The sequence below is a fragment of the Aquibium carbonis genome (assembly GCF_003970795.1).
In the GTDB taxonomy this organism is placed as follows: Bacteria; Pseudomonadota; Alphaproteobacteria; order Rhizobiales; family Rhizobiaceae; genus Aquibium; species Aquibium carbonis.
In genome coordinates this window covers 23,497-48,420 of sequence record NZ_RWKW01000052.1, presented here as the reverse complement: position 1 = coordinate 48,420, position 24,924 = coordinate 23,497, and the positions used below count along the sequence as shown (strand labels likewise).

The following is a 24,924-nucleotide window of genomic DNA, read 5'->3' as shown; positions in this document are numbered from 1 at the left end:
TGACGTCATCCTCGGGCTTGTCCCGAGGATCCGCAGCGTATGGGAGTTTCGCGATGGCCAATTTTGTCGATCTGAGTGCAACGGATCCTCGGGACAGGCCCGGGGATGACGGCCGGCACTACGACGTCGAGGCGATCCGCCGCGACTTCCCGATCCTGTCGCGCGAGGTCCACGGAAAACCGCTGGTCTATCTCGACAACGGCGCCTCGGCCCAGAAGCCGCAGGTGGTGATCGACGCCGTCGCCCACGCCTATTCGGCCGAATATGCCAACGTCCATCGCGGCCTGCACTTCCTCTCCAATGCCGCGACCGATGCCTATGAGAAGGCGCGCGAGAGCGTGCGCCGGTTCGTCAATGCACCGAGCGTCGACGAGATCGTCTTCACCAAGAATGCGACCGAATCGATCAACACGGTCGCCTATGGCTGGGGCATGCCCAACATCGGCGAGGGCGACGAGATCGTGCTTTCGATCATGGAGCATCATTCCAACATCGTGCCCTGGCACTTCATTCGCGAGCGGCAGGGCGCCAGGCTGGTCTGGCTGCCGGTGGATGATGACGGCGCCTTCCACATCGAGGACTTCGAGAAGTCGCTGACCGAGCGCACCAAGCTCGTCGCCATCACCCAGATGTCGAATGCGCTCGGTACGGTGACGCCGATCAAGGAAATCTGCCGCATCGCGCATGAACGCGGCATCAAGGTGCTGGTCGACGGCAGCCAGGGCGCGGTTCACATGCCGGTCGACGTGCAGGATCTCGGCTGCGACTTCTACGTCTTCACCGGCCACAAGGTCTATGGGCCTTCGGGGATCGGCGTGCTCTGGGGCCGCATGGACCTGCTGGAAACGATGCGCCCGTTCCAGGGCGGTGGCGAGATGATCGAGGACGTCGCGGAAGACCGCGTCACCTACAACCATCCGCCCCACCGTTTCGAGGCCGGCACGCCGCCCATCGTCCAGGCGATCGGGCTGGGCGTGGCGCTCGACTACATGGACCGGATCGGCCGCGACGCCATTGCCGCCCACGAGGCCACGTTGCGCGACTACGCGCATGAGCGGCTTGGCGCCATCAACTCGCTGCGCATCTTCGGCAACGCGCCGGGCAAGGGTGCCATCGTCTCGTTCGAGCTTCAGGGGATCCATGCCCATGACGTCTCGATGCTGATCGACCGCTCCGGCGTCGCCGTTCGGGCGGGCACCCATTGCGCCCAGCCGCTGCTCAAGCGCTTCGGCGTGACCTCGACATGCCGCGCGTCTTTCGGCATGTACAACACGACGGCGGAGATCGACGTGCTCGCCGAAGCGCTGGAAAAGGCGCGGAGATTTTTCGGATGAAGGCCATGACCGACGAGACCGACCAGACACCGCAAACCGGCCCGGCCGACGCCATCGAGGCGTCCTCGGCGATCCCGGCCGACGAACTCGCGCGCCTGACCGACGACATCGTCAGCGCGCTGAAGACCGTCTACGATCCGGAAATCCCGTCCGACATCTACGAGCTCGGGCTGATCTACAAGATCGACATCGAGGATGACCGGCAGGTCAGGATCGACATGACCCTGACGGCGCCCGGCTGCCCGGTCGCCGGCGAGATGCCGGGCTGGGTCGAAAACGCCGTCGGCGCCGTGGAAGGCGTCTCGGGCGTCGAAGTCTCGATGGTCTTCGATCCGCCCTGGACCCCCGACCGCATGTCGGAGGAAGCCCAGATCGCCGTCGGCTGGTACTGACCCGGGCCTGCCGCCGCGTGACGGTCAGCCGAGGCGCGGGGACGCGTCGCGCAAGGCGATGATCGACTTGTTCAGCCCGAAAGCCTTTTCGTGGAAGACTTCGGCGTCGGGAAACAGCCGGCGCATCTCGCGGGTCGACAGCAGCCGGTGATGCCGGATTATGTCGTCAGCCTCCGCGCGATCCTCGATCCTGCGGAAGAAGCCCAGCGAAAAGCGCATGATCAGCCGCGCCCGCGCCGCCGCCGGCAGGTACTGGAAACCCGGGAAGCGGAAATGCGGCTCGTAGGGAAACCAGTAGTTCGGCGTCTGGATGTAGTAGCGCGGCGCCAGCCGCCGCGCATTGGCCGCGAAATCCTGCATCGCCTGCCAGTCCCCGACATGCTCGACCACCGAGTTCGAATGGACGAGGTCGAAGCCGCGATCGGCAAACAGCGCCGGGTCGGTGGCGCTCGCCTCGTGGAACGAGAAGACGTCGCGGTCCTGGATCGCCTGCGGCTCGGGATTGATCATGGTGATCGTCAACCGGTGGCGGTTGGCGCGGATGAAGTCGGCGCCGATGCGCCAGTAGGTTTCCGTGCCGCCGAGATCGAGAATGTCGGCACGGCCGCGCTCGATGAGGATCGCCTCGATCATCCGCTGCACATGCGCAAACCGTCTGGCGCGGAACCGGAACTCGATGCTCTGCGCGTTCGCGTAGGGATCGGCCTTGGCCGGAGCGCCCAGCGCGGCGCCGGTTATCGATGCGTTCGTCATGATCGTCCCCTGATGTCCGAGGACGTAAATAGGGTAAAAAAAGCCAGACGACAGCCTTAACCCTTTGTCAAGGTTAATGAATCTGGACATTTTGAATCAAATGCGAGACGTCGCGCGGCAAGCGGCGGTGGAACCGCGGGCGCCGGTCACATCAATTGCAGACCTTTCAGGCTGGCGTGGCCCGACTTGCCGATGATGATGTGGTCATGGACGGAAATGCCCAGCGGCCTGGCCGATTCCACGATCAGTTTCGTCATCTCGATGTCGGCGCGCGATGGCGTCGGATCGCCGGAAGGGTGGTTGTGCAGCAGTATTCCCTCGGAAGATATCGCATTGAACCAAAAGGAATTCTTGCTAAGTCGAGAAATCGCTGGGGTATGGGTTTGGGGCCGGTTGTCTGTGATCCAACGTGTTCTTCATCCTCGACAACGTCTAGTCATTCTGAGGATGCGGTGAGCACGTTGGGTCACCAACAACTCTACACCATTCGAGCGAAATGCTCAAAAGCTGGATGCTTCGAGCTCTGTAATGGCTGACTGGTTCGTTCGAAAGGTTTGTGATCGTCGGCAAACGACCAGGTTCGATTGATCCCAGCGATCGAGCTCCTCGATCGGATAAAGAGGCACTCTGCCGATCTTGATGAATGACGGTCCGACTCGCAGAGATCGCCAGTTGCGGAACGTGCCTTCGCTGATTTGGCCACGGTATCGCTCTATAACTTCATCAATCGTCAGGTAGGCGGGACTCGACACGGACGCTCCTTGTAGCTGCAATCGTGCAACAGCTTGTTGCACGATTGGGTTGATCATCACGAAGAATAGGAGCCCCGGGTCATCGCGGAAAAGGAAGACAGCCCAGCCAGCTTGGCAGCCTAAGCTGGGTGGGCTGATATGCCACCTGGGCGACGTCTTTCGACGCATCACGCCGGCTCTGATATTTCCAAATAGGCGAATCACTCGGACCGTCGGCCGTGCTTGCACTGTAGGCCAACCAGTAGTCACAAAGAGTATCAGGCCCTTAGTGATGCATCGCTCGGCAAACGATGCCCGTTATCCACACGCCAGACATCGCGGGTCGTATGCGGCAGACACAATATCCGGCTTCATCCAGGGCCTGCTCGACGGGGCGGAGTTCAGGCAGACTGCCTACGGGGTCGATCGCGACTTGTCAGAAGCGCCGCTTGCCAGTTTCTCAGAAAAGCTGCGGCGAACCACGCTTATCGATCAGAACCGTTCACAATGGCCAGACCAACGTGATCAGTGGGACGGCCAACACGATAACGATAACGGAGAGCGGTAGGCCTAACTTCCAATAGTCACCGAACCGATAGCCGCCCGGCCCCATTACGAGCGTGTTGCACTGGTGCCCAATCGGCGTCAGGAAATCACATGCCGCTCCAATGGCTACCGCCATCAGGAACGGATCAGGATTAAGGTCAAGATTTCTGGCTACGCCGACCGCGATCGGCGCCATGATGAGGACTGTGGCAGCATTGTTAAGGAAGGGCGTCATCGCCATGGTAGCGACGAGTACAAGCGCCACCGTGCCGGTCGCCGAGAGTTCTCCCGCCACGGCCGAGAGCGCGCCCGCCGCGATGCCTGCCGCGCCGGTGCTGCTGACGGCATCGCTAATCGGGATGAGGCAAGCTAGGAGGACCAGGATCGGAGGGTCGAGCGCGCGGTATGCTTCGCCGAGCGTGAGTACATGTAAAAGCACGATCAAAACCGCTGCACCGAAAAAGGCCGCCGTAACGGGAACGAACTTTGCCGCGATGAGGACGATCGCGATCGCGAGGATCACGAGTGGCAGATAATCTCTACGGGAGGAACCAAAGCCCGTTGCCCGGTCTGTCAAGGGAAGGCAGCCAAGATCCCTTAGGATGTCCGGTGTGCCCACGGTGCTTCCCTGCAGGATGACGACGTCGCCGACCCTGAAAGGCGTCCGGCCCAACCGGGCGTTGCCTGCTTGCCCGGGGCGGCTAATACCAAGCAGATTTACCCCAAATCGGTCGCGCAGCCGCAGGTCTGAAGGCGTGCGGCCAACAAGCTGCGAGTCGGCCATAACAACAGCCTCCACGACGCTGATCTGCGCGGGAGCGAGCGTCTCGTCGGGCGTCTTTGCCGTGCCGACCACATCGAGCCGCGCCTCCTGCGCGAGCTCCCGCACCGCATGGGCATCGCCCTGCAGGACGAGCACGTCATCCGCAAAAATCCACCAGTGGCCGGAAGGGATATAGCGACGCCCGCCCTCCCGGATGATCGCCGTAACGCTCACCTCACCGTCGCCAAGAGCTTCGAGCGACTCCACCGTCTTGTCGACAAACGGGGAAGATGCGGGGACTGATGCTTCGATGATATAGGCGTCAACCTGGAAAGCGTCCTGCGCTGAAGCCTGTGCACCCCGGCTTGCTGGCAGGAGGCGCCAGCCAAAGGCCAGAAAACCGAGACCTGCGACAAGAATGCCGAGCCCGACCGGGGCGAAGTCGAACATCTCGAACGGCTTACCAAGAACCTCCTGGCGGATCCGAGAAACCAGTATATTGGGCGAGGTTCCGACGAGAGTGACGACGCCGCCGATCAACGAGGCGAAGGCCATCGGCATCAGCAGTGTCGACGCAGACGTGCCGCTCCGACGCGCGATTTGCAGAGCGACGGGAAGAAAGATCGCGAGCGCACCGATGTTCTTCATGAATGATGAGAGCAGAGCGACGGAGGTTGCGAGAACAAAGACCTGGGTGCCGGGCGTCCTCATGTAGGGCTCCCCCCTCCTGATTAGGCGCGCGATGACGCCCGATTTGCTTACGCCCGCGCTAATGATGAGCGCGGAAGCGACGATGATGACGACTTGGTCGCCGAAACCTCCGAAGGCTTTGTCGACGGGCACTATCCCGGTGCCCACGGCGGCGAGGAGGCCCAACAGTGCCGCCAAGTCGTAGCGGATTTTCTCCGAGATGAAGAGGACCATCAGCCCAGCGATGACCGCGAAGACAATAACCTGATCGATGGTCAAGCAGCACCTGGCAAAGGTTGCAGCCGCGCGCGTAGCTGCGGGACAAGGAACGCAATGTCGTAATCTACAGCGCTTCAGGAGAGTTCCGGCGGAAAGTCGCGCCGCTATGGAGCCAAACGACCGGACGTGCTCCGGTGCCGCAAGCTCCGGCTGCGCAATTCACTAGGTCGTGTACTCATAACGGCGGAGCCGTATGACGCTCGTTTGATGTCCTTGTCCCCCAACAGCGGCGCAAAACCGGACATCGCCAAACTTCTGACAAGGCCACGATCGGACGAAATCTAGCCCCGCTGCAGTGATAGCGAATGCACTAGGAAGAAGCGCATCATTTCCCTCGTTGCGTCTGGCCCACGCGGATCGGTGTAGGACCCTGCAGGGCTGCCTCCCGACCATGCGTGTCCAGCTCCGTGGATATTCCAGTGCTCAAAGATGCCACGCCCAGCCGCGTCGGCATGGATCGTGCGGGTATAGGCGTGCCCCCCCGGTACTTGCCCGCGATGCACCTTCTTTTGCGTGCCCGTCGCTCTCAGGATCAGCTTACGAATTTGATCGACATTGTTGGGATGGACCGTCGTGTCGCGATCGCCGTGAAAAACAATAGTCGGGACAGGAAGCCGGTCACCGGGAATGACCATGTCATCGGACCTGCCGCCTTGCCGCATGGCGACAAACGCGGAGGGGAGATCAATGGCGGCCCCGCAGGCGAGGCCGGAATGCACACCAATTGCCGCGTACAGATCGTTGTGCGTTGCTCCCATGATGGCGGCAGCGGCGCCTCCGGCCGACAGTCCACCAACGTAGACTCGCTTTGGATCAACCGAATAGTCGCGCATGATCTGGCGCGTGATACCCGCGATCAGCGAAGGCTCGCCGCTGTCCCGCTGCTGGTCGGCCGTACGAAACCAGTTCCAGCATTTCGCGTGGTTGGCGTCGCTGCGCTGTGCAGGATAGACCACGAAGCATGTCTGCTCTTCTGCGATGAAATTCATCCTTGTGCCGGCCGCGAAATCGTCCGGCGACTGGGTGCAGCCGTGCAGCATGACGACCAAGGGAAGTGGTTGCCCCTTCTGATAATGGCTGGGGATGAAGAGCCTGTAGGCACGGCTTCCCGCCGCGTTACTATAGGTCCCTTCGATGAACCTTGCGCCCTCGGGCACGATGTCGCGTATGGACGGCGGGGCGCGCTTGACCCCATCCCGCAAAGAGAATCCCGGGCGCATCTGCGCGCGGTCGAGCAGCGGGCGAAGCACGGACGGCTGGGCGGGTGTGGCCCGCCCGAGGTGCGGACTATCCGGCCCATCGAAAGGATCGGCCTTCGCGTCAATGGTTGGCGGCTCGCGTTCTAGAAGAGCGGTGCGCCCGCTCGTGCGCGGTGGCGTGCTCTCACCGCGCAGCATGCGCTGAAGGAGCGCCGTGGCCTCGGCGAGTTGGCCCTCGCGCGTGAGGCGTGTGGCTTCGCGAATTGCGTCTTGGTTGAGCATCGTCTTCACCTCATCCTGTCGGCGAGAGCGGCCTTTACCAGGGGACTGGCGTGCAATGCTCCCAGCACCGAGACCGAGGCAATGGTCGCGCGAGCGAGTTCGGGCGTGACATCGTGGCCGATGCTTGCAAGCCCCAGAACATTGATGTGCAACATCTCACCGGCTCGCCGCGCCGCTTCGAGTTGCTCGCGGCTGTAATCCCGCAGGCCGAGGTCCAGACTTTTCCGGGCGTAGGATTGCTTGACGACGTCGGCGTGACGTTCGAGCTGGTTGCGGATCGCCGTCCGAATGAAATCGGTCCGGTTCGAGTAGAACCCTTCCTGCACCATAAGATCGACGTGACCCAAGTCGACATAACCCAGATTGATCGTAATTTTTTCGGTCTCGGGGGGCTTCGACCGGAGTTCGCGGACATTGTCGGGCATAGCGCTTCCATCCAATAACCATCTGGTTGGATGGTATATGGATGTCAGGAGGCGACTTTCAAGGCCACTTGGGTCACGGACAAAACTCAATGGGAGCATAACCAGTCCGCTTCGGGCGCATCGGGACCAAAGCGTTCCTTGGCCGCGGATGTTGAGCCCGCCTGCCGAACGGTGATTCAAGCCCCAACCGAAGGGGCCAAATCATGCGCTACGCACTCACCGACAAGGAACGGACTGGCATCAGGCCGTTGCTGCCAATAAACCGCGCGGAGTGCCGCGGGAGAACGACCGTCCCGTCCTCAATGGCATCTTCTAGGTCTCTTGCGATCTGGGGCACCGTGGCGTGATCTGCCGGTCAACTTCGGTCCGCGCACCACTTGTTACAATCGCTTCGTTCGCTGGCGGCGAGCCGGCGTGTGGGCGAGTAGCCCACCAATAAACGAAGCGCACCGATGCGCTATGCTTCGGTCCGCTTCTCTACCCTGCGCGCAATCTGGTTGAACGGTTCTTCAACAAGATCAAGCAGCGTCGTCGAGTCGCGACGCGCTACGACTATCTCGCTGCGAACTACCTCGCCTTTATTCAACTGGCGTCAATACCGCTATCGCTGCGCGTTAATGAGTCCACGGCCTAGTTCCGGATACGCTTGTACTCGTCGATCACCGCAAGCACCGCGCGATACACATCGTCGGTAGGGTGCTGGGTACAATGATGGTCGACCAACTCAGTGATTTGCTGGGTACTGCTACCGGAGGAGACGTCGCGCTCGGGACGTGGCCCGTACTGGTGGAACGCCGTAATGAAGCCGAGAATCCAAGCGACGCGGGCAGAGGCTTCACTACTGTTGCGATCGGAACTCCATGTCCTGCAGGACACGTTGCCTTGCCCCAGTACCGCTTGCTCTGCGGCCGCGACCTGCACTGTGGGAACGATGATCAAACCCGCTGCCATGAAGGCACACACAACTTTCACCGGCTTCCTCCATTGAGCAGACGCGCCGAGCCTCGGAGCGGTCGAGCCGGCCCCGCTGGTCTAAGTTAGCGCCGCGAGTAATTTGATCTGTGCAAAATTGACCAGTGCACCCACGTATGCTCTCGCCAGCGCTCACTCCAAGAACGCGCGGCCCGAAAGCTGACGCTCCCGCCATCGACGCATCGCCGTCGCAGTTTCCAAGAACGAAAGCCGGTGGCGAGGGGAATGACTGCCCTCAGCTAGCGGGCGCGCGCGAGGGGCGAACCTCTGAGTCGTTTCAACATGGCGAGCGCTGGAGATTTGTTTTCATTGAAAGCGCCACCAGGTGGAATCGCCCTGATCTCGTCCTCGAACATCATCGTCAGAAGTTGATGTTTGATTGCTATGGTTGAGGGGAGCTTGATCTTGCTTCCGAAGCGTTGGCCTCGCATAGGGGCCTCCTCGACTAGTGGCTGATGTGAGGGAGTTCTGGGCCACTCGTAATGAACATATGGTGATGACGGCGTCGCTTTGCTATCCACAGAAGTGCAGTCATCGCATGGTGGTTCACCAGAGTCAGCGAAGATTTGTTCTGCATGATAGGGCTGGCGACCGGTAGAAATCAGCACGGTCTCACATGCTGACCTGCGCCCACCAGACCGGTTCCAAAATCGACGGTTTGTTCCATCCAAGGTGGCGGCCCGAGAGGGCAAAGTAGACGCCCTGGTCTAACTACGATGCCGACTCTCCCGTTCAAAAGCAGCGACGGATAAGTCCAATCGTGTCCAAGCTCTTCATCCCCGGGCCATCTCCTTCATCAATGACGAACAACCTGCGATCGTCGCAAATGAAGGGGTCAAATTGGGAAGCCAACCGCCCGTTCTTGGGGTCAATCTCGCAGGCCGGATGATCGCCATGCAGGGCAATATGCCGTGATATGGTTGCGATCCGCTCCGAAAGCATCGGCGGCCATAGAACGATCAGACATGCTCATTGAGCGGTTGTGGGCGGCGACTGCAGGCTTGCCCGTGCAAAGGAAAACGGAGCGGTACCGGTTGAAAGAGAATTATGATCAAGTTCAGAATCAGCCACAGGACAACCTATCGCTATGGCAAGCTCGTTAGCCTGCGCCCGCATCGCCTCATGCTTCGGCCGCGGGAGAGCCGCGAACTCCGTCTGCTGTCAATGGAACTGAGTGTGAAACCACATGCGTTCGTGACCTGGGCGCAGGACGTTGCAGGCAACATGGTCGCGACAGCCACATTCCAGAGCATGGCCGAGAGGCTGATCATCGATAGCGTTGCCGAATTGGAGCTCGATGCCGTTGCATGGCCGGTTTTCGATGTCGCGGCGTCTGCGATCTTCTATCCATTTCGATACAGCGACGATGAATGGACGGACCTTGGGGCTCTGGCAATTCCGCAGCATCCCGATCCGACGAGACGATTGCGAGAATGGGTTCAAGCCTTTGTCCGCAGCAATCCGACCGACACGCTTTCACTTCTCAAGGATATCAATGCCGGCATCCTGGCATGGGTCTCCTACCAGGGTCGCGACGAGGAGGGCACGCAGTCACCCGTGCAGACTCTGGAGCGCGGATGGGGTTCCTGCCGCGACCTCGCGGTCCTCTTCATCGAGGCGGTTCGGACGCTCGGATTCGGAGCGAGGATCGTGTCGGGCTATCTCCACAATCCGGCTCAGGACATCGTCGGATCCGACGGGGCAGGCACAACCCATGCCTGGGCGGAAGTCTATCTGTCGGGCGCGGGCTGGATCACCTTCGATCCGACGAACCGCAGCGTCGGCGGTGTCAATCTCATTCCCGTTGCAGTGGGGCGAGACATCCGGCAGGTGACCCCCGTAGCCGGCAGCTTCGTGGGGATGAGCGACGCCTTCCTTGGCATGTCGGTCGAGGTTCGTGTCGTTTCATAGATGCATCACGCGACGTTCCGCCGATCACAGCAAGAGTCACAATCGCCCTAAGTCCGACGCTGAGGCAATTCGACGCGCCTTATTGCCTGCGAGAGGACGTTAGCCAGATCAACGCCAGGAATCCCGCTGCGGCCGAGATGACCGAGGCGACCATGACGCCGAGTTTGACCGAGTTCAGAAGGGCCGAATCGAAAGCCAGTTCGGCAATGAATAGCGCCATCGTAAAACCGATGCCGGTCAGCAATCCTCCTGCTGCCAGCAGACCCCACGACAACTCGCTCGGACGAATGACGAGGCGCGATTTCACAGCAAGGAAGCTGAAGAGGATCACGCCAACCGGCTTGCCTGCAACGAAAGCGGCGAAGATTGCAGTCGTAAGCGTAGGGTCGAATTTTGCGGCGATCATTGGGACCCCCGCATTGGCCAAGGCAAAAAGAGGCAAGATGCCAAATGCGACCCAAGGATGGAGCGCAATCTCAAGGCGCTCGATCGGGGACAGCGCCTCGCGCGTTGCGATGCCCGCCTTGTTGAGATCATCGCGAGCGGCTGTGTCGTTGCTCCAATGGTCACCAGGCGGATAGGCAACGACCCGATCAAGAATAGCATGGAGACGCCTGTCGCTCACCCAGCTCCGCGCCGGCGTCATCAATCCGAGGATGACCCCCGTCAGGGTCGCGTGGATGCCGGAAGCATCGAACGCGAGCCAGATAACGCCGCCCATAGCGAAATAGACTGGGATGCTGCGCACGCCCAAGCGTGCGATCGCGGCCACGGCGACCAATCCTGCTCCCGCCGCGCCGAGAGCCAGCCAGTTCAAGGCGCCGCCATAGCCGACCGCCACGACCAGGATGGCACCGACATCATCGAAGATCGCGAGCGAGAGCAGGAACAGCCGCAAACTCTCCGGAATGCGCGAACCGAGAACCGCCAGGCAGCCGATCACGAAGGCCGTGTCGGTTGACATCACGGTGCCCCAGCCGCTTGCTCCAGGGCCACCGCCTACGATCAGTAGGAATACGCTGACTGGCACGACCATCCCGCCGATCGCTGCGGCGACAGGCAATAAGGCCGCTCGGGGATCGCGCAGTTCGCCCAGCACCAGTTCACGTTTCAGCTCGAGCGCAATGACGAAAAAGAAGAGCGTCATCAACCCATCGTTGATCCAATGCTTCAGCGATCGCGATATCTCCAGGCCGCCAAGATTGATCCCGGCGTGGATATCCCACAGGGCGAGAAACGAAGACGACCACGACGAGTTGGCGAGCGTGAGCGCCACGAGGGTGCTCAGCAACAGAACGGCGCCGGCCATGGCCTCGATGCGAAGGAAACGCATGAATGGCTTGGTCAGCCGATCGGCAGGCACTTTCGGGAGTCGGGAGAGACTCTCGTTCATTTCAAATGCCCTTTGCTTGTCGGCGGCGGCGGTCTGGTTCTGCAGCTAAAGCGGAGCCTGCACCTCGTAGGTCCAGACTCGGAAGGATTTCAGGACATGAGGTCCGAATGAATTGATGAGAGGGACGTCGGCGGCGTCGCGCCCACGCGCGACGACGATCCGGCCAATTCTTGGAACGTTGTTGCGCGCATCGAATGTATGCCACGCACCGTCGAGAAAAACCTCCATCCAGGCGCTGAAATCCATCGGATCGACGACCGGCACACCAATGTCGCCCAGATGGCCATTCACATAACGTGCAGGGATGTTGAGGCAGCGGCAGAAGGTGATCGCCAGATGCGCGAAGTCGCGGCAGACCCCGACACGCTCATGGAAGGCGTCGAACGCCGTGCGTGTCGCGCGAGCTTGCATATAGTCGAAACGAATATGGGCTTGCACGAAGTCGCAGATGGTCTGCACCCGGCCCCAACCGGGCGGAATCTTTCCGAATGTATCCCACGCGATCTGGCTGAGACGATCCGTCTCGCAATAGCGGCTGCCCATGAGGTAGCCGAGGCACTCGTCCGGCAGATCCGGCACGGGAGTTTCCCGGGCCTCGGGCACCACGGGGTCAAGCTTGCCATCGTCCTCGATCGTGGCGTCGCCCCAGATCATGAGGTCGCCAGCCGGCGCGACAAGCCGCCGGCACCGGTTGCCGAAGAGGTCGCGATAGGTCGACACCGGCACATCCGGTGTCGTGAAGGTCGTCTCGGGAACCCTGATCTCGTCCGCGCGATCCTCATGGACTGACAACAGGCACACCAACGCGGTCGGTTGTGTGCAGGTCAGGGTGATCTCGTAGCCGTAGCGGATCAGCATCGCACCGCCCTACCGGAAATCGGTGGCGGTCAGGGTGTTCGAATTGCGGCGGCTGTGGGAATACGCCTTGCGTGCAACATCATGGATGGATGCACGCATTGCATCGAACGCCGAAAGATATTGCGCCTCCGACATTCGCGCGCCCCGTGGCTGGCCTCCTGCGAGTGCCGCGATCTCGACAAAAAACCGTATCTCGAACATGCCGTCATGACCGAAGAAGACAACCGCATTGCGCGCCTCATCGAAGCTCCGGCTCGGATTGAGGAAAGCCAGTGTCATGATCGGCACGCGGCTATAACCGGCATCAAGGCGGCCGTTGGTAGCCCACTGCGGTCCTTTCTGCAGCTAGCGTAGCGTTCGGCGAGCGACAAACGGTTATCGCTCACTGCCCAACGCCAGAGGGCCGTCATCGTGAGTCGAGGCGCATCTACGCGGGGGAACACGGGATGGAGCGTCCGGGATCGATCCGCCTCTATCTTCCAACCGTCTTGATGGTCAAGCGTGTCGGGCGCCGGTGCTCCGCCCTCATTTTCCCAAACGCCAATCGCGAGGGCATGCCGTCCGAGTTCGGTCTCCGTCCCGGGAGCGTTCATGGTAGTGACCTTTCATCCGGTGTTTCAAATACGCGGAACCTGTGAACATAAAGCTCGTTTCCGTCGCTATCGCTGATCGACATGGCGTCTGGCTGCTGCGGCATGTTGAGAGTCTTTGCAAGCCGCTGTGCAATCTCGATTGCATCATCGAGATTTGCGGCGTCTGCAGTCTCCTGGCCAATGACAGCGTGCGCGTTGTCCGTTTCGCGGATACGGTAGAACTCGATCACGATCTTCATCGCTGATTCCCGACGCCACACAGCGTCACGACCACCGCGCTTTGCCTTTGGCGCGCCTGGTGTTTGTATTCGCGGCGAGTCTGGTTTGGCTGGCGAACGGGTCCGCTGACTTAGGGGCGGCCTTCTCCTGCTTCGGCTTTTTGGCCTCGCGATTGCCGCGCTTCTGTCCCTTAGCCATGACCGAACGTTCTCTCGATGAGAGTGTCGCCTTCGCTACCAGACGAAGTGCTCACCGGCTCGAGGTTGTCCTGCGTCGCCACCCGTTCGTGACGTTCGTCGTCGTTGCGGATACGATATTGCGGAAGCTCTCCACGCGACGGCAAGGTACCGGTAATGTGATAAATGCTGGCGCCTAGGGACCGCCGCACGAAACCGCCCTTTAGCCGGACTGCCTGCCCCACGGCGTAAAGATGGGTCGGGGCGTCAGCGCGCATCGGACGGGTGATACGTCGGGAAAGATTCGGAGCGTTCATGATGTCTTGTTGTCCTTTTCGATTGCGGCATCGAGGTCCGCTGCATTGATCGGCACCATCTGATGAGTCGATATTTTCACGCCGATCCCAGGCAAATGGATAAATGAGCCAACGCGGCGCCACGCCAGTCGGGAGACGCCTTCAATGGACTCCTCGTCATGGTCGACGCGATAGTCCCCGGCCGGTTGTGGTTTATTAGAGCCTGGTAGCAGGAACGCATTCGTAAAGCGGACGATGGCTTGTGTCGTACGGTTGGCCATGGTTGCGGGTCTCCGCAGGGCCACGGAATGACCGCGTGCCCGGTGTGCCCATTCGGACCGGAACGCTCTCCTAGCAGCCAGTACATTCGTGGTCAGCGTCGCAGTTCATTCCAGGAGATCGAATGGAGCGACATGCCGCGCCGGATGGCGCATGCATTCGCTATCGAACATCGTAAGAGGATGGCGGGTCTCTGACACCGCAAAGCCATATCGGCCAAATCAACGAACCTTATTTATATGGGCCTCGACTGAGTTCTAAACAAGGAGATCGACTCGCTTTTGTCTCGACCTCCGGCCTGGCCAGGAGCAGGCTCACCCACCCCGGTGAGAGGGATCAACTTGCAGCGGTGGACGTGTCGTCGAAATCGTGATCGGTCGCTTCTCCGCTCATGTTCAGGCGATGCAAGTGTCTCTGGCTGCTAAGGTATTCAGCTCGCGTCAATGTCTTACGCTTCGGCCTAAGGTCGTCCACGCTGGACGCGCCAACCTCATCCACATTTGCTGAATTCGCTTCTTTCTGACACCGAACGATTATTCTCGCGGGCGCTTTTCGTTCGTTTCAATCGCATCCCTGTCGTTACTTGGTTCAGATCGATCTTTGGGGACAGCTTTGCTTTTGCCGGACTGGTTGCCCGGATTAAAGTGATACGTGCCTTCCGGTTTTTCGCCGGGCTGTTTTTCGTTCGGATTTTTGTTGTTGTTATCAGGCATGAAACTCTCCATGGGATATGCCGACAACAGTGGCGCAATGGATAAGTTCATTTCTAGATCGCGGTAGGTTTGGTGGGTCCGATACGCGGAAATCCGACAGCGCCCGTGGGTGATGATGTGTTAATTTGTACAAAGGGAACAGCAGGCAGCCCCTTCCGGCACATGCAGCTTCTTCCGCGATAATTGGAACGAAAACTCGACTGCCCCGGTTCTAGAACATCTGCAACATTTCTCATGCTCAACTATGTTCCAATTCTGGGACCGCTGTTTGGAACCATCATTTTCCTCCTGGCCGGAATGTTGAGCTTCGACAGCTTGTGGTGGGCTCTGCTCCCGCCGGCCCTCTATTTCGGTATCCATCTCGTCGAAGGCGAAACGCTGACGCCTATGCTTCTCGCGCGGCGTTTCACCTTCAACCCCGTGCTGGTCATCCTGTCGCTGGTGTTCTGGTTCTGGATGTGGGGCGTGCCAGGCGCGATCCTGGCCGTTCCAATGCTGGCCGTCCTAAAAATCGTCAGCGATCGGCTGCGCCCGCTAAAGCCTTTGGGACACCTGCTTGAAGGCTAATGGCGGTGCAGATCCTTGCGCGGGGAACCAGCGGCTGAGAGACGAAGCGGCTGGCGTCCGCTTTGGCGCGGGCTGCGCTAACCAATGTTGCGGTTCCGCTATTAAGCGGGAGAAGAGGCATCTCACTCGCGCAATCCCAACGTTTACAAGGGCTAGCAGGCAGACGTCATCTCGCGAAACGAAACAAGCTTATGTCGATCCTCATCCCAAAGGACCTTGTGCACACAGCGAAGGCTCTGGAAGAGCGTCAGCCGCCCGACGGCAGAAAGTTGCGGGTGATCCCGCAGCACCTGATGCAAGCGGTAATAAGGAATCCGGCTACATAGATGGTGGACGTGATGCACGCCGATATTGGCGGTAAACCAGCGCAAGACGATTGGCAAATCATAATGCGAGCTGCCGTGTAATCCGGCTTCATGAAAATCCCAACCCTCCTCGTGAGCCCAGAATGTATCTTCGAACTGGTGCTGGACATAGAACAGCCAGACCCCGATCGAGGCGGCGAGAAGCGTGATCGGCACCTGAACAAGCAGGAATGGACCAACGCCGACGAGCCACATCATCGGCGCGATCAAAACCACGATTGCAGCATTTGTTGCCATCGCGCTTACCCAGGGTTGCCAACCACTGCGCATTAGTCCCATCGGCAGCCGGTGCCGCAAGATGAATAGATACGCCGGCCCGATGCCGAACATGACGATTGGGTGACGGTACAGGCGATACAGCAGCCGGCGCCCGCTGGACAGCGCCTTGAATTCACGGACGGTCAGCGTGTCGATGTCCCCAATTCCACGCCGATCGAGATTACCCGAGCTTGCATGATGCAACGCGTGGGTGCGCCGCCAGAAATCGTACGGCGTCAATGTCAGCACGCCTATAACGCGTCCGACCCAATCGTTTGCGAGACGATGGCGAAAGAATGATCCGTGGCCACAGTCGTGCTGGATCATGAAGAGGCGTACGAGGAAGCCTGAAGCCGGTACGGCCAGCAGAAGGCCAATCCAATAGCGGGCATCGAGAGCAGCCCACATCAAAACCCACAGAAGGAAAAACGGCACTGCCGTGATCAGGGTCTCGAAGATGCTGCGCGCGCTATTCAGTTCGCGATAGCGGCCCATTGCGCGGGCCAGGGCTCGGGAATCGGACGTGGGGACATTGGTCGCGCGTTGATCCATGCTAATGGCTTCCGCTGAATGGCGCTCTCCGGCCGAGAAACGCGAATGGGCCGGCGCTTTACCGCACCGCGTGGTTGAGGCCTATTGCGGTCCGTGTCATTCAGGACACGTCGCCACGCCAGAGCTACGATGGCATCCGCCAATATAACACATAGCCAGGCACAGTTTGGTCAATCTTGCTCATCGTCCCGTCTGATCTGGGGGTGATCATGCAGAACGACGCTCAACAGCGAGCTGTGAACCTTCAAAGTACCATTGTACTCGATGAAGCCCAGTTCCCGGAACTTGTTCATGAAATGACTGACGCGAGACCGCGTGGTCCCGATCATATCCGCCAACGTTTCTTGGCTGACCTTTGCAATGATTGGCTCGGGTTTTCCCTCCTTGCCGAAATTGGCCAGCAGAAGGAGCGCCCGCGCCAAGCGCTTCTCACTAGAATTGAACAATTGATCAACCAGATCCTCCTCGACTCGAATGGTTCGAGCCAAGAGATGCGCAACGAACATCTCGGAAAAGGCCGGCTCGTCGTGGAGGACGCGGATCATGGTGCTCTTTTCCATCCGCATGATCTCGCAGTCCGTCATTGCCGTCGCAGTCGCCATGCGCCGAGGCTGGCCCGCGAGACAACCTTCGCCGCAGAATTCATCTGGCCCCAGGATGGCTACCACCGCTTCCTTGCCTTGTGCGGAGTTCACCGTCACCTTCACCTTTCCGTGTTGGATATAGAGGACTGAATCGGCCGGATCACCCTGCGCAAAGATGACTTGATTTATCTGGTGCTTGGAGATGGTCCGCCCCCCGTTAGCCTTGGCGAGGAAGGCCTTGGGATCGAACGTGGGCTCTGCTTTCCGTGTCATGATGGGGTCTCTTTCCTGGCCTCCCATACACACTGGAGACGCGTGACAGAAATCTGAATGTTGTCCGCACTTTAGATGATCCTGAAGCATCCGGGCGAGACGTTTTTTGTAGCTCCGCCCGTCGCCCGATGGGCGTGAGCAATATTATACAGTTCTCCGTCGGCATCGACGCTACGCTTCAATTGCTGGACGTTTTGGTGGTTTGTCAGCCCTTGCGTTGATCCGGCAAGGCCCGGCGTGGTCGCGTCGCCACGGGGCTTCGCAGCGTGTACGGGGACTGCGACAATTATGCATTCCATCGCCTTCAGAGATCAGTTCACCAATGTCGCGGACGCATGCGCGCTCGCTCAGGGCATCGTCGACACCGTCCGCGCGCCCATTCTCGTACTGGACAATGAACTGCGCGTGGTCGCCGCGAGCCGCTCCTTTTATTCGACATTTAAGGTCAGCCCGGAGAACACCCAAGGCCGGCATTTGTATGCCTTGGGCGACGGACAATGGGACATTCCAAAACTGCGGGAATTGCTCGAAAAGGTCATATCGCAGCACGGTGTGATGGAAGGCTACGACGTCGAGCATGAATTCCCCGATCTCGGACACCGCAGAATCCGTTTAAGCGCCCGGCAAGTGTTCTACGAGGGTGGTGCCCAAGCAACCGTTCTGCTCGGCATGGAAGACGTCACGGAGCGACGCGCCCTGGAGCGCGAGAAAGACGAGTTGCTACGGGAGAAGGACATGCTCCTTGATGAGCTTCAGCACCGCATTTCAAACAGCCTGCAAATCATCGCCAGCATCATCTTGATGAAGGCGAAGACGGTGGAGTCTGAGGAGACGCGCGTCCACCTGCAAGATGCCCACAAGCGCGTCATGTCCGTTGCGGCCGTACAGCGACAACTCCATGGATCCGGGGCCAGCGGACCTATTGAGATGATGCCTTATCTGACCAGGCTATGCGACACGCTCGCAACGTCGATGATCGGTGATACGCGGCCCGTCTCGCTGAAAGTGGTCGGGGAGGCAGGCAACGCGACGTCCCGTCAGGCCGAGAGTCTTGGCTTGATTGTCACCGAACTTGTCATGAATGCCCTGAAGCACGCGTTTCCAAATGATGAGATCGATTGCCGGATTTCCGTCGCATATGAGGTCCATGGGACGAACTGGAAGCTTTCGGTCGCGGACAATGGCGTCGGCAAGCCGGACGGTGTCTTTGCTCAACCGAAAACCGGGCTCGGCACGGGCATCGTGAAGGCGCTCGCCCAACAACTCGGTGCTACTGTCGAGACTGTGGCGGGTCCCGCAGGAACCACCGTGGCGATCACCCATGCAACGTTTGCCACAAACGCAATCCATGCCGCGTAAGCGGCTTTCGCCGCCTCGGCCACAGCAACACTGCGTCGACGAACGCTGGACGCTTGCGATGAAATTTGACGAAACAGCTTGTCGCTGGCGCACCGCATGATGCGAACGTGCGGCCTCCACCTTCGGAGAGCAACTGTCTACGTCCCAGTCGCAGAATAGTCCGTCAGGCGTGAACAGGCGCCGCTTGCGTTTGGCGATATTGTGGGAATCATCCGACGGAAAATAAGAATCACGCTCAATCACTATCTAAGAATGATGGATCGTAATCGAGCATGCAGATGGGGTATCGAGTGGGATTGTTGTGCAGGACGCTGAGCTGCCGGGTAACCATCTGATTCCACGAAACAATGTTGGCTAACCCGATAGGCTGGTGCCTGCAATTGGGATATGTATCAACTGATCCAACGGGAGCGTCACGTTTGATCACCCAAGCTCTCATATCCATTTCTTACTGAGACCAAGCCCGGCTCGCATCGCAGGTCCAGTTTGCTAGCGTACCTGCAGAGGGATTGCGGCGCATTTAGACAATTGTGCTGTGAGCGTATCACGCGCGATCATCCGCATTCGCATGTAGTCGCCCAAGCGCGCGACACGAGACGCGGTTCTGCTCGTCCCACGCATCCAGCTCGCTGACCGGATACAGAATGGCTTTGCCGATCTTGACGAAGCCTGGTCCGACTCTCATTGAACGCCAGTTCCGCAGGGTACCAACGGAGATTTGGTCACGATAGCGTTCAGCGACTTCGTCCGGGGTTAGGTACTTGACGGCGTCCATGGGGGCTCCTTCCTTGACAGTAAGGGCGCCGGCACGAGCCAATCTTGTCGTGGCGCGCCACAAGCGGAGCCTTGTCGCGTGTGGGGTCACAAAGCAGCCCGACCGCGAGCGGTTACTCACGCTCGTTCACGAGTTTAGATGACTCCGCTTCTGGCTTCTGAGAAGTGGTTGATTGCTGCGATCGTGAAGACGGATGTTGACGGCGGCGAATCGGACAGGAGCAGTAGGCCAGCTAGTGGAGGGAACCAGCATTACACCCATCGCAGAGCGGTGCCTCCGAAGGTGAACGTCCCGTGTTCGAATCGCGGCGGGTGCAGGGCTTTGCACCGGGATTCCCGGTCCTCAATGCAGTACGGGCCCGAGCATCATCGAAGGTTTTGCTGTGACAGAGGATCTCGCCCGCCCTGCTACCAGAGCCGCACAAGCTCCCGGCCCGACATATTGGTGGACGTTGGTAGGCAGTATGGTCGACAATGCTATTGTCCATTGGAGGGGACGGTCGTCGACGGCGCCGAGCTAACCGCGGGACAGATCCGCATTAGGTCAGATCCTTGGACATGAATATCCGAGCGTGACCGGGAGCGCCAAACGGCACGCGGCCGAACTCCTGATAGCCGAAACGCTGATAGAATATTGGCGCCTGGAAGCTGCTCGTCTCAACCACTGAACGCAAGCAGCCGCGCGCTCGCGCCTCATTCTCCACAGCCATCAGGAGCCGGCCTCCACACGATTTGCCCCGATAGTTGGCCTCGATGAACATCATCTCCAGAAAAAGGAGGCCGAGTTCGGTTCGGCCCCAGAGGCCACCGACCATCCGACCCGTTCCCGGCTCGACCAGCTTCGCGCCAACCGGGGCACGATCATCGATTCCCGTGCGATCCACATTGTGCTGGTACAGAGCGGCTGCCGCATGGGATCGCCCAGGTTCATCGGCCACGCTCAAAAGTGTCAAGACCGGGTCCGAGCATGGCTTCAAACCGACAAGGGGTTGCGACGCCGCACGTTCTCGGATCGCGTGCTCACTCCAGCGCGCAATGATCTTTGGGCCGATATCGACGCCGAGGCTGCGGTAGAACGCCTGCGCGCTGGCATTAGCCGACTCGATTTCCCATCTCGCTGTCATGCCGGCCGCTGCGCATATACGAGCCAGTCCGTCGAACAGCGCCGTTCCGACGCCTTTTCGCCGGGCGGATTCCGAGACGAACACATCGTCCACCCGAACGACATCGCCTCCCACCCAGATAGCGAAGTCGACCGTATAGGTAAGCATGCCGATGATTTCGCCGCGGCACTCGGCGAGCAATGCATGCAACCGCGGCACGCCGCCGGATAGCGCTCGGCGCAACTGGCTGTCGCTAAATCGGACTTCGGCAGCATGCCCTTCGTAAGCCGCGAGCGATCTTATCAGCCGGCCTATGACCTCAGCATGTGCGGGGTCTGCCCGCCGAACATGCATCGTGCCACTCCGGCGAGGTGCTGAGGTTTCTGCCCGCATGTCTTGTGTTGTTTCCCGCTCAGTCCCAATCCCATCCTGCACCGGACAGTCGCCAATACCATATGCGTGCGCCCCCGCTCTCGCGGGCGAAAACGATTCAACCCTAAGAGACCTACACTCACCTCGTTGGCGGATGAGTTTTGCTCTCCTGCACGCGCAGATTATGCGGTCGCGGTGCACGGGCGATGGCGGCAATGATCCCGGAGTTCCCAAGGTGGACTCCTTTCATGCCGAATGCGCTAGGCGACTCATTGCAGTTCGCACCGCTCCCGCCGAGGTCCGACTTTTCCGAGTTCGTGTCGAAGCTGGATATCGGCGATGTGCGCGCGCGCTTCGGGTTTCCGGTCGAGGCGGAGAGTCTTTGGCCGCTCCTTGCTCCCCGCATCCCCGACTGCCGCGCCATCGGCGCATGGAACGGCCGATCATTGGTCGGCGCCGGTATGCTCGCTAAGTTCGCCCCCGGGCAATGGGAGTTCGCGCTGATCGTGAGGTCGGATCTGAAACGTCGCCGCATTGGCACCGCACTGGTCCACCACGCATTTGCCAAGGCACGTGCGCTCGGCGCCGGCGAGGTCGTCGCTCACGTCCGTTCCGACAACACGGCTGCGCGCGGACTCGTTCGCTCTCTTGGTTTTGTGGCGGTCGGCGGGCCGGGGCTTGAGCAGTTCTATGCCGCCCGCCTCTCGACCGAGCAGACAGTTGGATAAAGACACACAGCGGCGTCGCTTCCCGCAGCCTACGCCAACGAGGGGCTTCGTCCGACGGCGCCGGCGGCGCGGCCGAGCCGCATCATCGCATCGAAGCTCATCTCCATGTCCTCGTCCGTCGTCGCCCAGCTCGAAACGCTGACGCGCATGGCGCGGCGGCCTTGCCAGGTCGTTCCGCCGCACCAGCACGTGCCGTCCCGCTGAATTTCGGCAATCATCCGGTCGGTGGCCTCGTCGCTTTCGCCGGCAACGAGGACCTGGTTGATCACGACGTCGTTGAGCACCGCGAAGCCGGCGGCGGACAGCCGCTCGGCGAGCTTCGAAGCATGGCTGCACGTCCTTTCGACGAGATCAGCGATGCCGTCTCTTCCGAGAGATCTGATAGCGGCCCAGACTTCAACCGCGCGGGCCCGCCGCGACAGCTCGGGGTTGAGCTGGCTCGCCTCGCGTTGGTCGCTGGCCTGCAGGTAGGCCGCGCTCGCGGTCATCGCCCGGCGAAGATGCTCGGGCTCGCGGACCAGCGCGATCCCGCAGTCGTAAGGTGTGTTCAGCCACTTGTGCGCGTCTGTAGCCCACGAATCGGCAAGCGGCACCCCCGCTGTCAGGTGAGCGCGGCGCGGCGCGCATGCAGCCCACATACCGAAGGCGCCGTCCACATGAACCCACGCCCCGGCCGCGCTTGCCTGCCGGCAAATCATCTCCGCGGGATCGAAGGCGCCGGTATTCACATTGCCTGCCTGGATGCAGACGATCGTCCGATCGTCGAGCGCCGGTAAAGCGTCTGCCTGCATCCGACCCTGACCGTCGACCGGCACCCTGATCAATGTATCCCTTCCAAACCCAAGCAGCGTGAGCGCCTTCAGCACCGTCACGTGCACCTCGTCGCCCACCACCACGCGGATCGGCGGCGCTCCAAAAAGGCCGCGCGCGTCGGCGTCCCAGCCCACGCGAGCAAGGATCGCTTGGCGCGCGGCGGCAAGCGCCGTAAAGCTCGCCATCGAAGCTCCCGTCACGAAGGCGCCGCCGGTGCTGCCGGGCAATTCGAAGAGCTGTTTCAGCCACTCGAGCGCTATGTCCTCGAGCTGCGCTGCGACGGGTGACGTCAGTCGCATTGCGGCGTTCTGATCCCAGGCGGTCGCGAGCCAGTTCGCCGCGACCGTGACAGGAAGCGCGCCGCCGATCACGAGGCCGAAATAGCGACCGCCAGCCGAGGCCATCGTCGCGGGCGAGCCAACCTCGTCGAGGAGACGCAAGACCTCCTCGTCGGCTGTCGCGCGATCAGGCAACGGCCCGCCAAGCTCGGCAAGCCTTTCCACTGCCTCAATATCGGGTGAAACCCGCCGCGCCGTAACACCGCGGAGATAGCGCTGCGCACGCTGCGCGGCATCGGCGAGTAGTTCGGGCTCAACGACTTGATCCATCTGCTATTGGCCCCTGGTCAAAGGTGAGCCGCAATCCGAACGCGATGAAGACCGCACCCACCGCCCGATCCACGCCGAGGCCGGCTTCCATGACGCGGCGCCCGGACGCCGCCGCTGCGGTACGAACGATCAGCGCGGTATCTGCGCCCGGAGTGAGTGTTACGAACGCGGCCGCGATGGTGAACGCAAAGACGTTTACCCACGGAAATGCATCAAGAGAAGTTGCAGCCATCACGTCCATGACAATGAGATAATGACCTATTGTCGCGGGAGTCAAACATGATATTGTCATGCATGACAATGAAGAGGACCGTCTATGCCTGTCTGGAAGCCTGTTGTTCCTTCCGGCGAGGCGCCGCTCTACGAGCGCATCGCCGATGCGATTGAGCGGGACATCCGGGACGGTGGACTGCCGTCCGGGGCTCGCCTTCCGCCGCATCGGGAATTGGCGCACGCGCTATCCGTGAGCATCGGGACTGTCACCAAGGCCTACGGAGAGGCCGAGCGCCGCGGTCTGCTGGTCGGGCATGTCGGCCGCGGCTCCTTCGTCGCCGGCCGCTCGCATGGTGCAGCGGCCTCGAACGGCCCGATCGACCTCGCCCTCAATCTTCCCGCAGGCGGACCTGGACCACGGCACTTCGCCGAGGCGCTCGCCCGGCTCCGCCGCAGGTCCGATCTCGCGCTGGCAGCCGAATATGCCCCACCGGAGGGCCTTGAGAGCGTGAGGCGGATCGGCAGCCAATGGCTCCAATCCCGACACGGCGTCGCCATCGATCCCGCCGAGATCATCCAGACCAACGGTGGCCAGCACGCGCTCGCGCTCGCATTCGGTGCAATCGCGCGTCCTGGCGAGACGATTCTCTGCGAGGCCGCCACGTTCTACGGCGTCAAGACGCTTGCCGAAGTCGTGCCGTATCGTCTCCACGGCGTCGACCTCGACGCCGGGGGGTTGAAGCCCACGGCGCTGGAGAAAGCGATCGCCGAAACCGGCGCGCGCGTGCTCTACACCATTCCGACGTTGCAGAATCCGACCACGATCACGATGACCGCGGCACGCCGAAAGCAGATCGCGGCGATTGCGCGCAAGCGCGACCTGCTAATCGTCGAGGACGAAGCCTATCGGGCCATCGCAGCGCCAGAGGACAGGCCTCCGACCTTCACCGAACTCGCGCCTGACCGCACGATTCACGTGGCCACGATCTCGAAGGCATTTTCGCCAGGCCTCCGCCTCGGGTTTCTCCGCGCCCCGACGAGCGCAATCAGGGAGCAGATTCTGCACCATGTGCGCGCGATCGGATACGCGCCGCCGGCGCTCGGCGCCCTCGTGTTCAGCCAGTGGATCGAGGACGGAACGGCCGATCTCATCGCAGACCAGATCGTGCAGGACGCGCGCGCCAGGAGCGATGTCGCGAGACGGATTTTGGGTAGTGCGATGACGCCGCCAGGATCGCAGCAAAGCATCCACGTGTGGATTCCGATGTCTGCACTCGACGCCGAGCGGGCCGCTGGCCGAGCGCTCCGCGCGGGAGTCGAACTGACGCCTCCCGACGCGCCGATCGTCGCTCCCGACAAGATTTCCGGACTGCGCGTTTGCCTCGGCGGTGCGCCTGATCTTGTTGCGCTCGAAGCCGCCCTGACCGTCGTCGCACAAGCGCTCCAAAGCGACGTCGGCCATCAGACGCGCGCGCTCGTCTGATCCCTCGGCAGCTCACACGCTGGCAGACGGATTGCGGTTGCGCGGCTGGACGATGGCATGCTTGCCGC

Annotated in this window: 24 protein-coding genes and 4 pseudogenes; 9 read left to right on the top strand and 19 right to left on the bottom strand. The window is 60.8% G+C overall.

Going from position 1 to position 24,924, the window contains the following annotated elements:
* Window positions 1-53: 53 nt before the first annotated feature.
* Together EJC49_RS14780 and EJC49_RS14775 are read left to right on the top strand one after the other, a co-directional pair.
* A complete protein-coding gene (locus EJC49_RS14780; RefSeq protein ID WP_126700703.1) occupies window positions 54-1,334 on the top strand; it encodes a cysteine desulfurase in 1,281 nt (426 codons plus the stop codon).
* 5 nt (window positions 1,335-1,339) lie between these two features.
* Window positions 1,340-1,726, top strand: coding sequence for an SUF system Fe-S cluster assembly protein (locus EJC49_RS14775; RefSeq protein ID WP_170314725.1), 387 nt, complete (start codon window positions 1,340-1,342; stop codon window positions 1,724-1,726).
* A gap of 24 nt (window positions 1,727-1,750) precedes the next feature.
* On the opposite strand, the gene EJC49_RS14770 is transcribed toward EJC49_RS14775, so the two are convergent.
* From EJC49_RS14770 to EJC49_RS14740, 5 genes and pseudogenes are all read right to left on the bottom strand, one after another.
* Window positions 1,751-2,479, bottom strand: a complete 729-nt coding sequence (locus EJC49_RS14770) for a class I SAM-dependent methyltransferase (protein ID WP_126700701.1) — start codon at window positions 2,477-2,479, stop codon at window positions 1,751-1,753.
* 146 nt (window positions 2,480-2,625) lie between these two features.
* A pseudogene (locus tag EJC49_RS14765) lies at window positions 2,626-2,793 on the bottom strand (JAB domain-containing protein); the annotation flags it as partial.
* Between the two features lie 919 nt (window positions 2,794-3,712).
* Complete coding sequence (locus EJC49_RS14750; RefSeq protein WP_126700698.1) at window positions 3,713-5,488, bottom strand: SLC13 family permease; 1,776 nt, start codon at window positions 5,486-5,488, stop codon at window positions 3,713-3,715.
* A 281-nt stretch (window positions 5,489-5,769) separates the two neighbouring features.
* A complete protein-coding gene (locus EJC49_RS14745) occupies window positions 5,770-6,969 on the bottom strand; it encodes an extracellular catalytic domain type 1 short-chain-length polyhydroxyalkanoate depolymerase (protein WP_126700716.1) in 1,200 nt (399 codons plus the stop codon).
* Window positions 6,970-6,974: 5 nt separating this feature from the next.
* Window positions 6,975-7,394 (bottom strand): CopG family transcriptional regulator, encoded by a 420-nt coding sequence (locus EJC49_RS14740; protein WP_126700697.1) that lies wholly within the window; start codon window positions 7,392-7,394, stop codon window positions 6,975-6,977.
* 203 nt (window positions 7,395-7,597) lie between these two features.
* On the opposite strand from EJC49_RS14740, the pseudogene EJC49_RS26280 reads away from it, so the two are divergent.
* Both EJC49_RS26280 and EJC49_RS26275 read left to right on the top strand, forming a co-directional pair.
* Window positions 7,598-7,814 (top strand): annotated as a pseudogene (locus EJC49_RS26280) (transposase); the annotation flags it as partial.
* Window positions 7,815-7,869: 55 nt separating this feature from the next.
* A pseudogene (locus EJC49_RS26275) lies at window positions 7,870-8,028 on the top strand (IS5/IS1182 family transposase); the annotation flags it as partial.
* On the opposite strand, the gene EJC49_RS14730 reads toward EJC49_RS26275, so the two are convergent.
* Window positions 8,025-8,333 (bottom strand): hypothetical protein, encoded by a 309-nt coding sequence (locus tag EJC49_RS14730; RefSeq protein ID WP_170314721.1) that lies wholly within the window; start codon window positions 8,331-8,333, stop codon window positions 8,025-8,027. The pseudogene EJC49_RS26275 and the gene EJC49_RS14730 sit on opposite strands and share 4 nt — an antisense overlap.
* A 1,080-nt stretch (window positions 8,334-9,413) precedes the next feature.
* Between EJC49_RS14730 and EJC49_RS14725 the strand changes: the two genes are divergently transcribed.
* Window positions 9,414-10,277, top strand: a complete 864-nt coding sequence (locus EJC49_RS14725) for a transglutaminase family protein (protein WP_126700695.1) — start codon at window positions 9,414-9,416, stop codon at window positions 10,275-10,277.
* A gap of 79 nt (window positions 10,278-10,356) precedes the next feature.
* On the opposite strand, the gene nhaA is transcribed toward EJC49_RS14725, so the two are convergent.
* The 7 genes from nhaA to EJC49_RS14690 all read right to left on the bottom strand — a co-directional run bounded on the left by nhaA (window position 10,357) and on the right by EJC49_RS14690 (window position 14,804).
* Window positions 10,357-11,670, bottom strand: a complete 1,314-nt coding sequence (nhaA, locus tag EJC49_RS14720; protein WP_126700694.1) for a Na+/H+ antiporter NhaA — start codon at window positions 11,668-11,670, stop codon at window positions 10,357-10,359.
* Between the two features lie 45 nt (window positions 11,671-11,715).
* The gene (locus EJC49_RS14715; protein ID WP_126700693.1) at window positions 11,716-12,528 is read right to left on the bottom strand and encodes a transglutaminase-like domain-containing protein; all 813 of its coding nucleotides are present in this window, start codon (window positions 12,526-12,528) and stop codon (window positions 11,716-11,718) included.
* A 9-nt stretch (window positions 12,529-12,537) separates the two neighbouring features.
* Complete coding sequence (locus tag EJC49_RS14710; RefSeq protein ID WP_126700715.1) at window positions 12,538-12,807, bottom strand: DUF1488 family protein; 270 nt, start codon at window positions 12,805-12,807, stop codon at window positions 12,538-12,540.
* Between the two features lie 310 nt (window positions 12,808-13,117).
* A complete protein-coding gene (locus EJC49_RS14705; protein WP_126700692.1) occupies window positions 13,118-13,360 on the bottom strand; it encodes a hypothetical protein in 243 nt (80 codons plus the stop codon).
* 170 nt (window positions 13,361-13,530) lie between these two features.
* Window positions 13,531-13,833, bottom strand: coding sequence for a hypothetical protein (locus tag EJC49_RS14700; protein WP_126700691.1), 303 nt, complete (start codon window positions 13,831-13,833; stop codon window positions 13,531-13,533).
* A complete protein-coding gene (locus EJC49_RS14695; RefSeq protein WP_126700690.1) occupies window positions 13,830-14,093 on the bottom strand; it encodes a hypothetical protein in 264 nt (87 codons plus the stop codon). The genes EJC49_RS14700 and EJC49_RS14695 overlap by 4 nt, the downstream gene beginning before the upstream one ends.
* Before the next feature lie 531 nt (window positions 14,094-14,624).
* The gene (locus tag EJC49_RS14690) at window positions 14,625-14,804 is read right to left on the bottom strand and encodes an immunoglobulin domain-containing protein (protein WP_126700689.1); all 180 of its coding nucleotides are present in this window, start codon (window positions 14,802-14,804) and stop codon (window positions 14,625-14,627) included.
* A gap of 222 nt (window positions 14,805-15,026) precedes the next feature.
* Here EJC49_RS14690 and EJC49_RS14685 point away from each other — a divergent pair.
* Window positions 15,027-15,371: pseudogene (locus EJC49_RS14685) on the top strand (AI-2E family transporter); the annotation flags it as partial.
* 152 nt (window positions 15,372-15,523) lie between these two features.
* Here the strand turns inward: EJC49_RS14685 and EJC49_RS14680 are convergent.
* Both EJC49_RS14680 and EJC49_RS14675 read right to left on the bottom strand, forming a co-directional pair.
* Entirely contained in the window at window positions 15,524-16,546 is a 1,023-nt protein-coding gene (locus EJC49_RS14680; RefSeq protein ID WP_126700688.1) for a fatty acid desaturase, read from the bottom strand.
* 170 nt (window positions 16,547-16,716) lie between these two features.
* Window positions 16,717-17,403, bottom strand: a complete 687-nt coding sequence (locus EJC49_RS14675; RefSeq protein WP_126700687.1) for a Crp/Fnr family transcriptional regulator — start codon at window positions 17,401-17,403, stop codon at window positions 16,717-16,719.
* A gap of 288 nt (window positions 17,404-17,691) precedes the next feature.
* Here EJC49_RS14675 and EJC49_RS14670 point away from each other — a divergent pair, with 288 nt between their 5' ends.
* The gene (locus EJC49_RS14670; RefSeq protein WP_126700686.1) at window positions 17,692-18,762 is read left to right on the top strand and encodes a sensor histidine kinase; all 1,071 of its coding nucleotides are present in this window, start codon (window positions 17,692-17,694) and stop codon (window positions 18,760-18,762) included.
* Between the two features lie 544 nt (window positions 18,763-19,306).
* Here the strand turns inward: EJC49_RS14670 and EJC49_RS14665 are convergent.
* Window positions 19,307-19,537, bottom strand: coding sequence for a helix-turn-helix domain-containing protein (locus tag EJC49_RS14665; RefSeq protein WP_126700685.1), 231 nt, complete (start codon window positions 19,535-19,537; stop codon window positions 19,307-19,309).
* Window positions 19,538-20,075: 538 nt separating this feature from the next.
* A complete protein-coding gene (locus tag EJC49_RS26090; protein WP_126700684.1) occupies window positions 20,076-21,032 on the bottom strand; it encodes a GNAT family N-acetyltransferase in 957 nt (318 codons plus the stop codon).
* Window positions 21,033-21,283: 251 nt separating this feature from the next.
* Between EJC49_RS26090 and EJC49_RS14655 the strand changes: the two genes are divergently transcribed.
* The gene (locus EJC49_RS14655; protein WP_170314720.1) at window positions 21,284-21,739 is read left to right on the top strand and encodes a GNAT family N-acetyltransferase; all 456 of its coding nucleotides are present in this window, start codon (window positions 21,284-21,286) and stop codon (window positions 21,737-21,739) included.
* A 29-nt stretch (window positions 21,740-21,768) separates the two neighbouring features.
* Here the strand turns inward: EJC49_RS14655 and EJC49_RS14650 are convergent, their stop codons facing one another.
* Both EJC49_RS14650 and EJC49_RS14645 read right to left on the bottom strand, forming a co-directional pair.
* Entirely contained in the window at window positions 21,769-23,160 is a 1,392-nt protein-coding gene (locus tag EJC49_RS14650; RefSeq protein ID WP_126700682.1) for a pyridoxal phosphate-dependent decarboxylase family protein, read from the bottom strand.
* On the bottom strand, window positions 23,144-23,401 hold the full coding sequence (locus tag EJC49_RS14645; protein ID WP_126700681.1) for a hypothetical protein: 258 nt from the start codon (window positions 23,399-23,401) through the stop codon (window positions 23,144-23,146). The genes EJC49_RS14650 and EJC49_RS14645 overlap by 17 nt, the downstream gene beginning before the upstream one ends.
* A 75-nt stretch (window positions 23,402-23,476) precedes the next feature.
* Here EJC49_RS14645 and EJC49_RS14640 point away from each other — a divergent pair, with 75 nt between their 5' ends.
* Window positions 23,477-24,856, top strand: coding sequence for an aminotransferase-like domain-containing protein (locus tag EJC49_RS14640; protein WP_126700680.1), 1,380 nt, complete (start codon window positions 23,477-23,479; stop codon window positions 24,854-24,856).
* Window positions 24,857-24,924 lie beyond the last annotated feature (68 nt).

Coding starts and splice junctions, on each gene's coding strand:
- EJC49_RS14695 (WP_126700690.1), bottom strand. CDS start 14,093: ATGGCCAACCGTACGACACAAGCCATCGTCCGCTTTACGAATGCGTTC.
- EJC49_RS14700 (WP_126700691.1), bottom strand. CDS start 13,833: ATGAACGCTCCGAATCTTTCCCGACGTATCACCCGTCCGATGCGCGCT.
- EJC49_RS14725 (WP_126700695.1), top strand. CDS start 9,414: ATGATCAAGTTCAGAATCAGCCACAGGACAACCTATCGCTATGGCAAG.
- EJC49_RS14690 (WP_126700689.1), bottom strand. CDS start 14,804: ATGCCTGATAACAACAACAAAAATCCGAACGAAAAACAGCCCGGCGAA.
- EJC49_RS14715 (WP_126700693.1), bottom strand. CDS start 12,528: ATGCTGATCCGCTACGGCTACGAGATCACCCTGACCTGCACACAACCG.
- EJC49_RS14680 (WP_126700688.1), bottom strand. CDS start 16,546: ATGGATCAACGCGCGACCAATGTCCCCACGTCCGATTCCCGAGCCCTG.
- nhaA (WP_126700694.1), bottom strand. CDS start 11,670: ATGAACGAGAGTCTCTCCCGACTCCCGAAAGTGCCTGCCGATCGGCTG.
- EJC49_RS14705 (WP_126700692.1), bottom strand. CDS start 13,360: ATGAAGATCGTGATCGAGTTCTACCGTATCCGCGAAACGGACAACGCG.
- EJC49_RS14710 (WP_126700715.1), bottom strand. CDS start 12,807: ATGACACTGGCTTTCCTCAATCCGAGCCGGAGCTTCGATGAGGCGCGC.
- EJC49_RS14775 (WP_170314725.1), top strand. CDS start 1,340: ATGACCGACGAGACCGACCAGACACCGCAAACCGGCCCGGCCGACGCC.
- EJC49_RS14740 (WP_126700697.1), bottom strand. CDS start 7,394: ATGCCCGACAATGTCCGCGAACTCCGGTCGAAGCCCCCCGAGACCGAA.
- EJC49_RS14650 (WP_126700682.1), bottom strand. CDS start 23,160: ATGGATCAAGTCGTTGAGCCCGAACTACTCGCCGATGCCGCGCAGCGT.
- EJC49_RS14640 (WP_126700680.1), top strand. CDS start 23,477: ATGCCTGTCTGGAAGCCTGTTGTTCCTTCCGGCGAGGCGCCGCTCTAC.
- EJC49_RS14770 (WP_126700701.1), bottom strand. CDS start 2,479: ATGACGAACGCATCGATAACCGGCGCCGCGCTGGGCGCTCCGGCCAAG.
- EJC49_RS26090 (WP_126700684.1), bottom strand. CDS start 21,032: ATGCGGGCAGAAACCTCAGCACCTCGCCGGAGTGGCACGATGCATGTT.
- EJC49_RS14675 (WP_126700687.1), bottom strand. CDS start 17,403: ATGACACGGAAAGCAGAGCCCACGTTCGATCCCAAGGCCTTCCTCGCC.
- EJC49_RS14645 (WP_126700681.1), bottom strand. CDS start 23,401: ATGGACGTGATGGCTGCAACTTCTCTTGATGCATTTCCGTGGGTAAAC.
- EJC49_RS14665 (WP_126700685.1), bottom strand. CDS start 19,537: ATGGACGCCGTCAAGTACCTAACCCCGGACGAAGTCGCTGAACGCTAT.
- EJC49_RS14780 (WP_126700703.1), top strand. CDS start 54: ATGGCCAATTTTGTCGATCTGAGTGCAACGGATCCTCGGGACAGGCCC.
- EJC49_RS14745 (WP_126700716.1), bottom strand. CDS start 6,969: ATGCTCAACCAAGACGCAATTCGCGAAGCCACACGCCTCACGCGCGAG.
- EJC49_RS14670 (WP_126700686.1), top strand. CDS start 17,692: ATGCATTCCATCGCCTTCAGAGATCAGTTCACCAATGTCGCGGACGCA.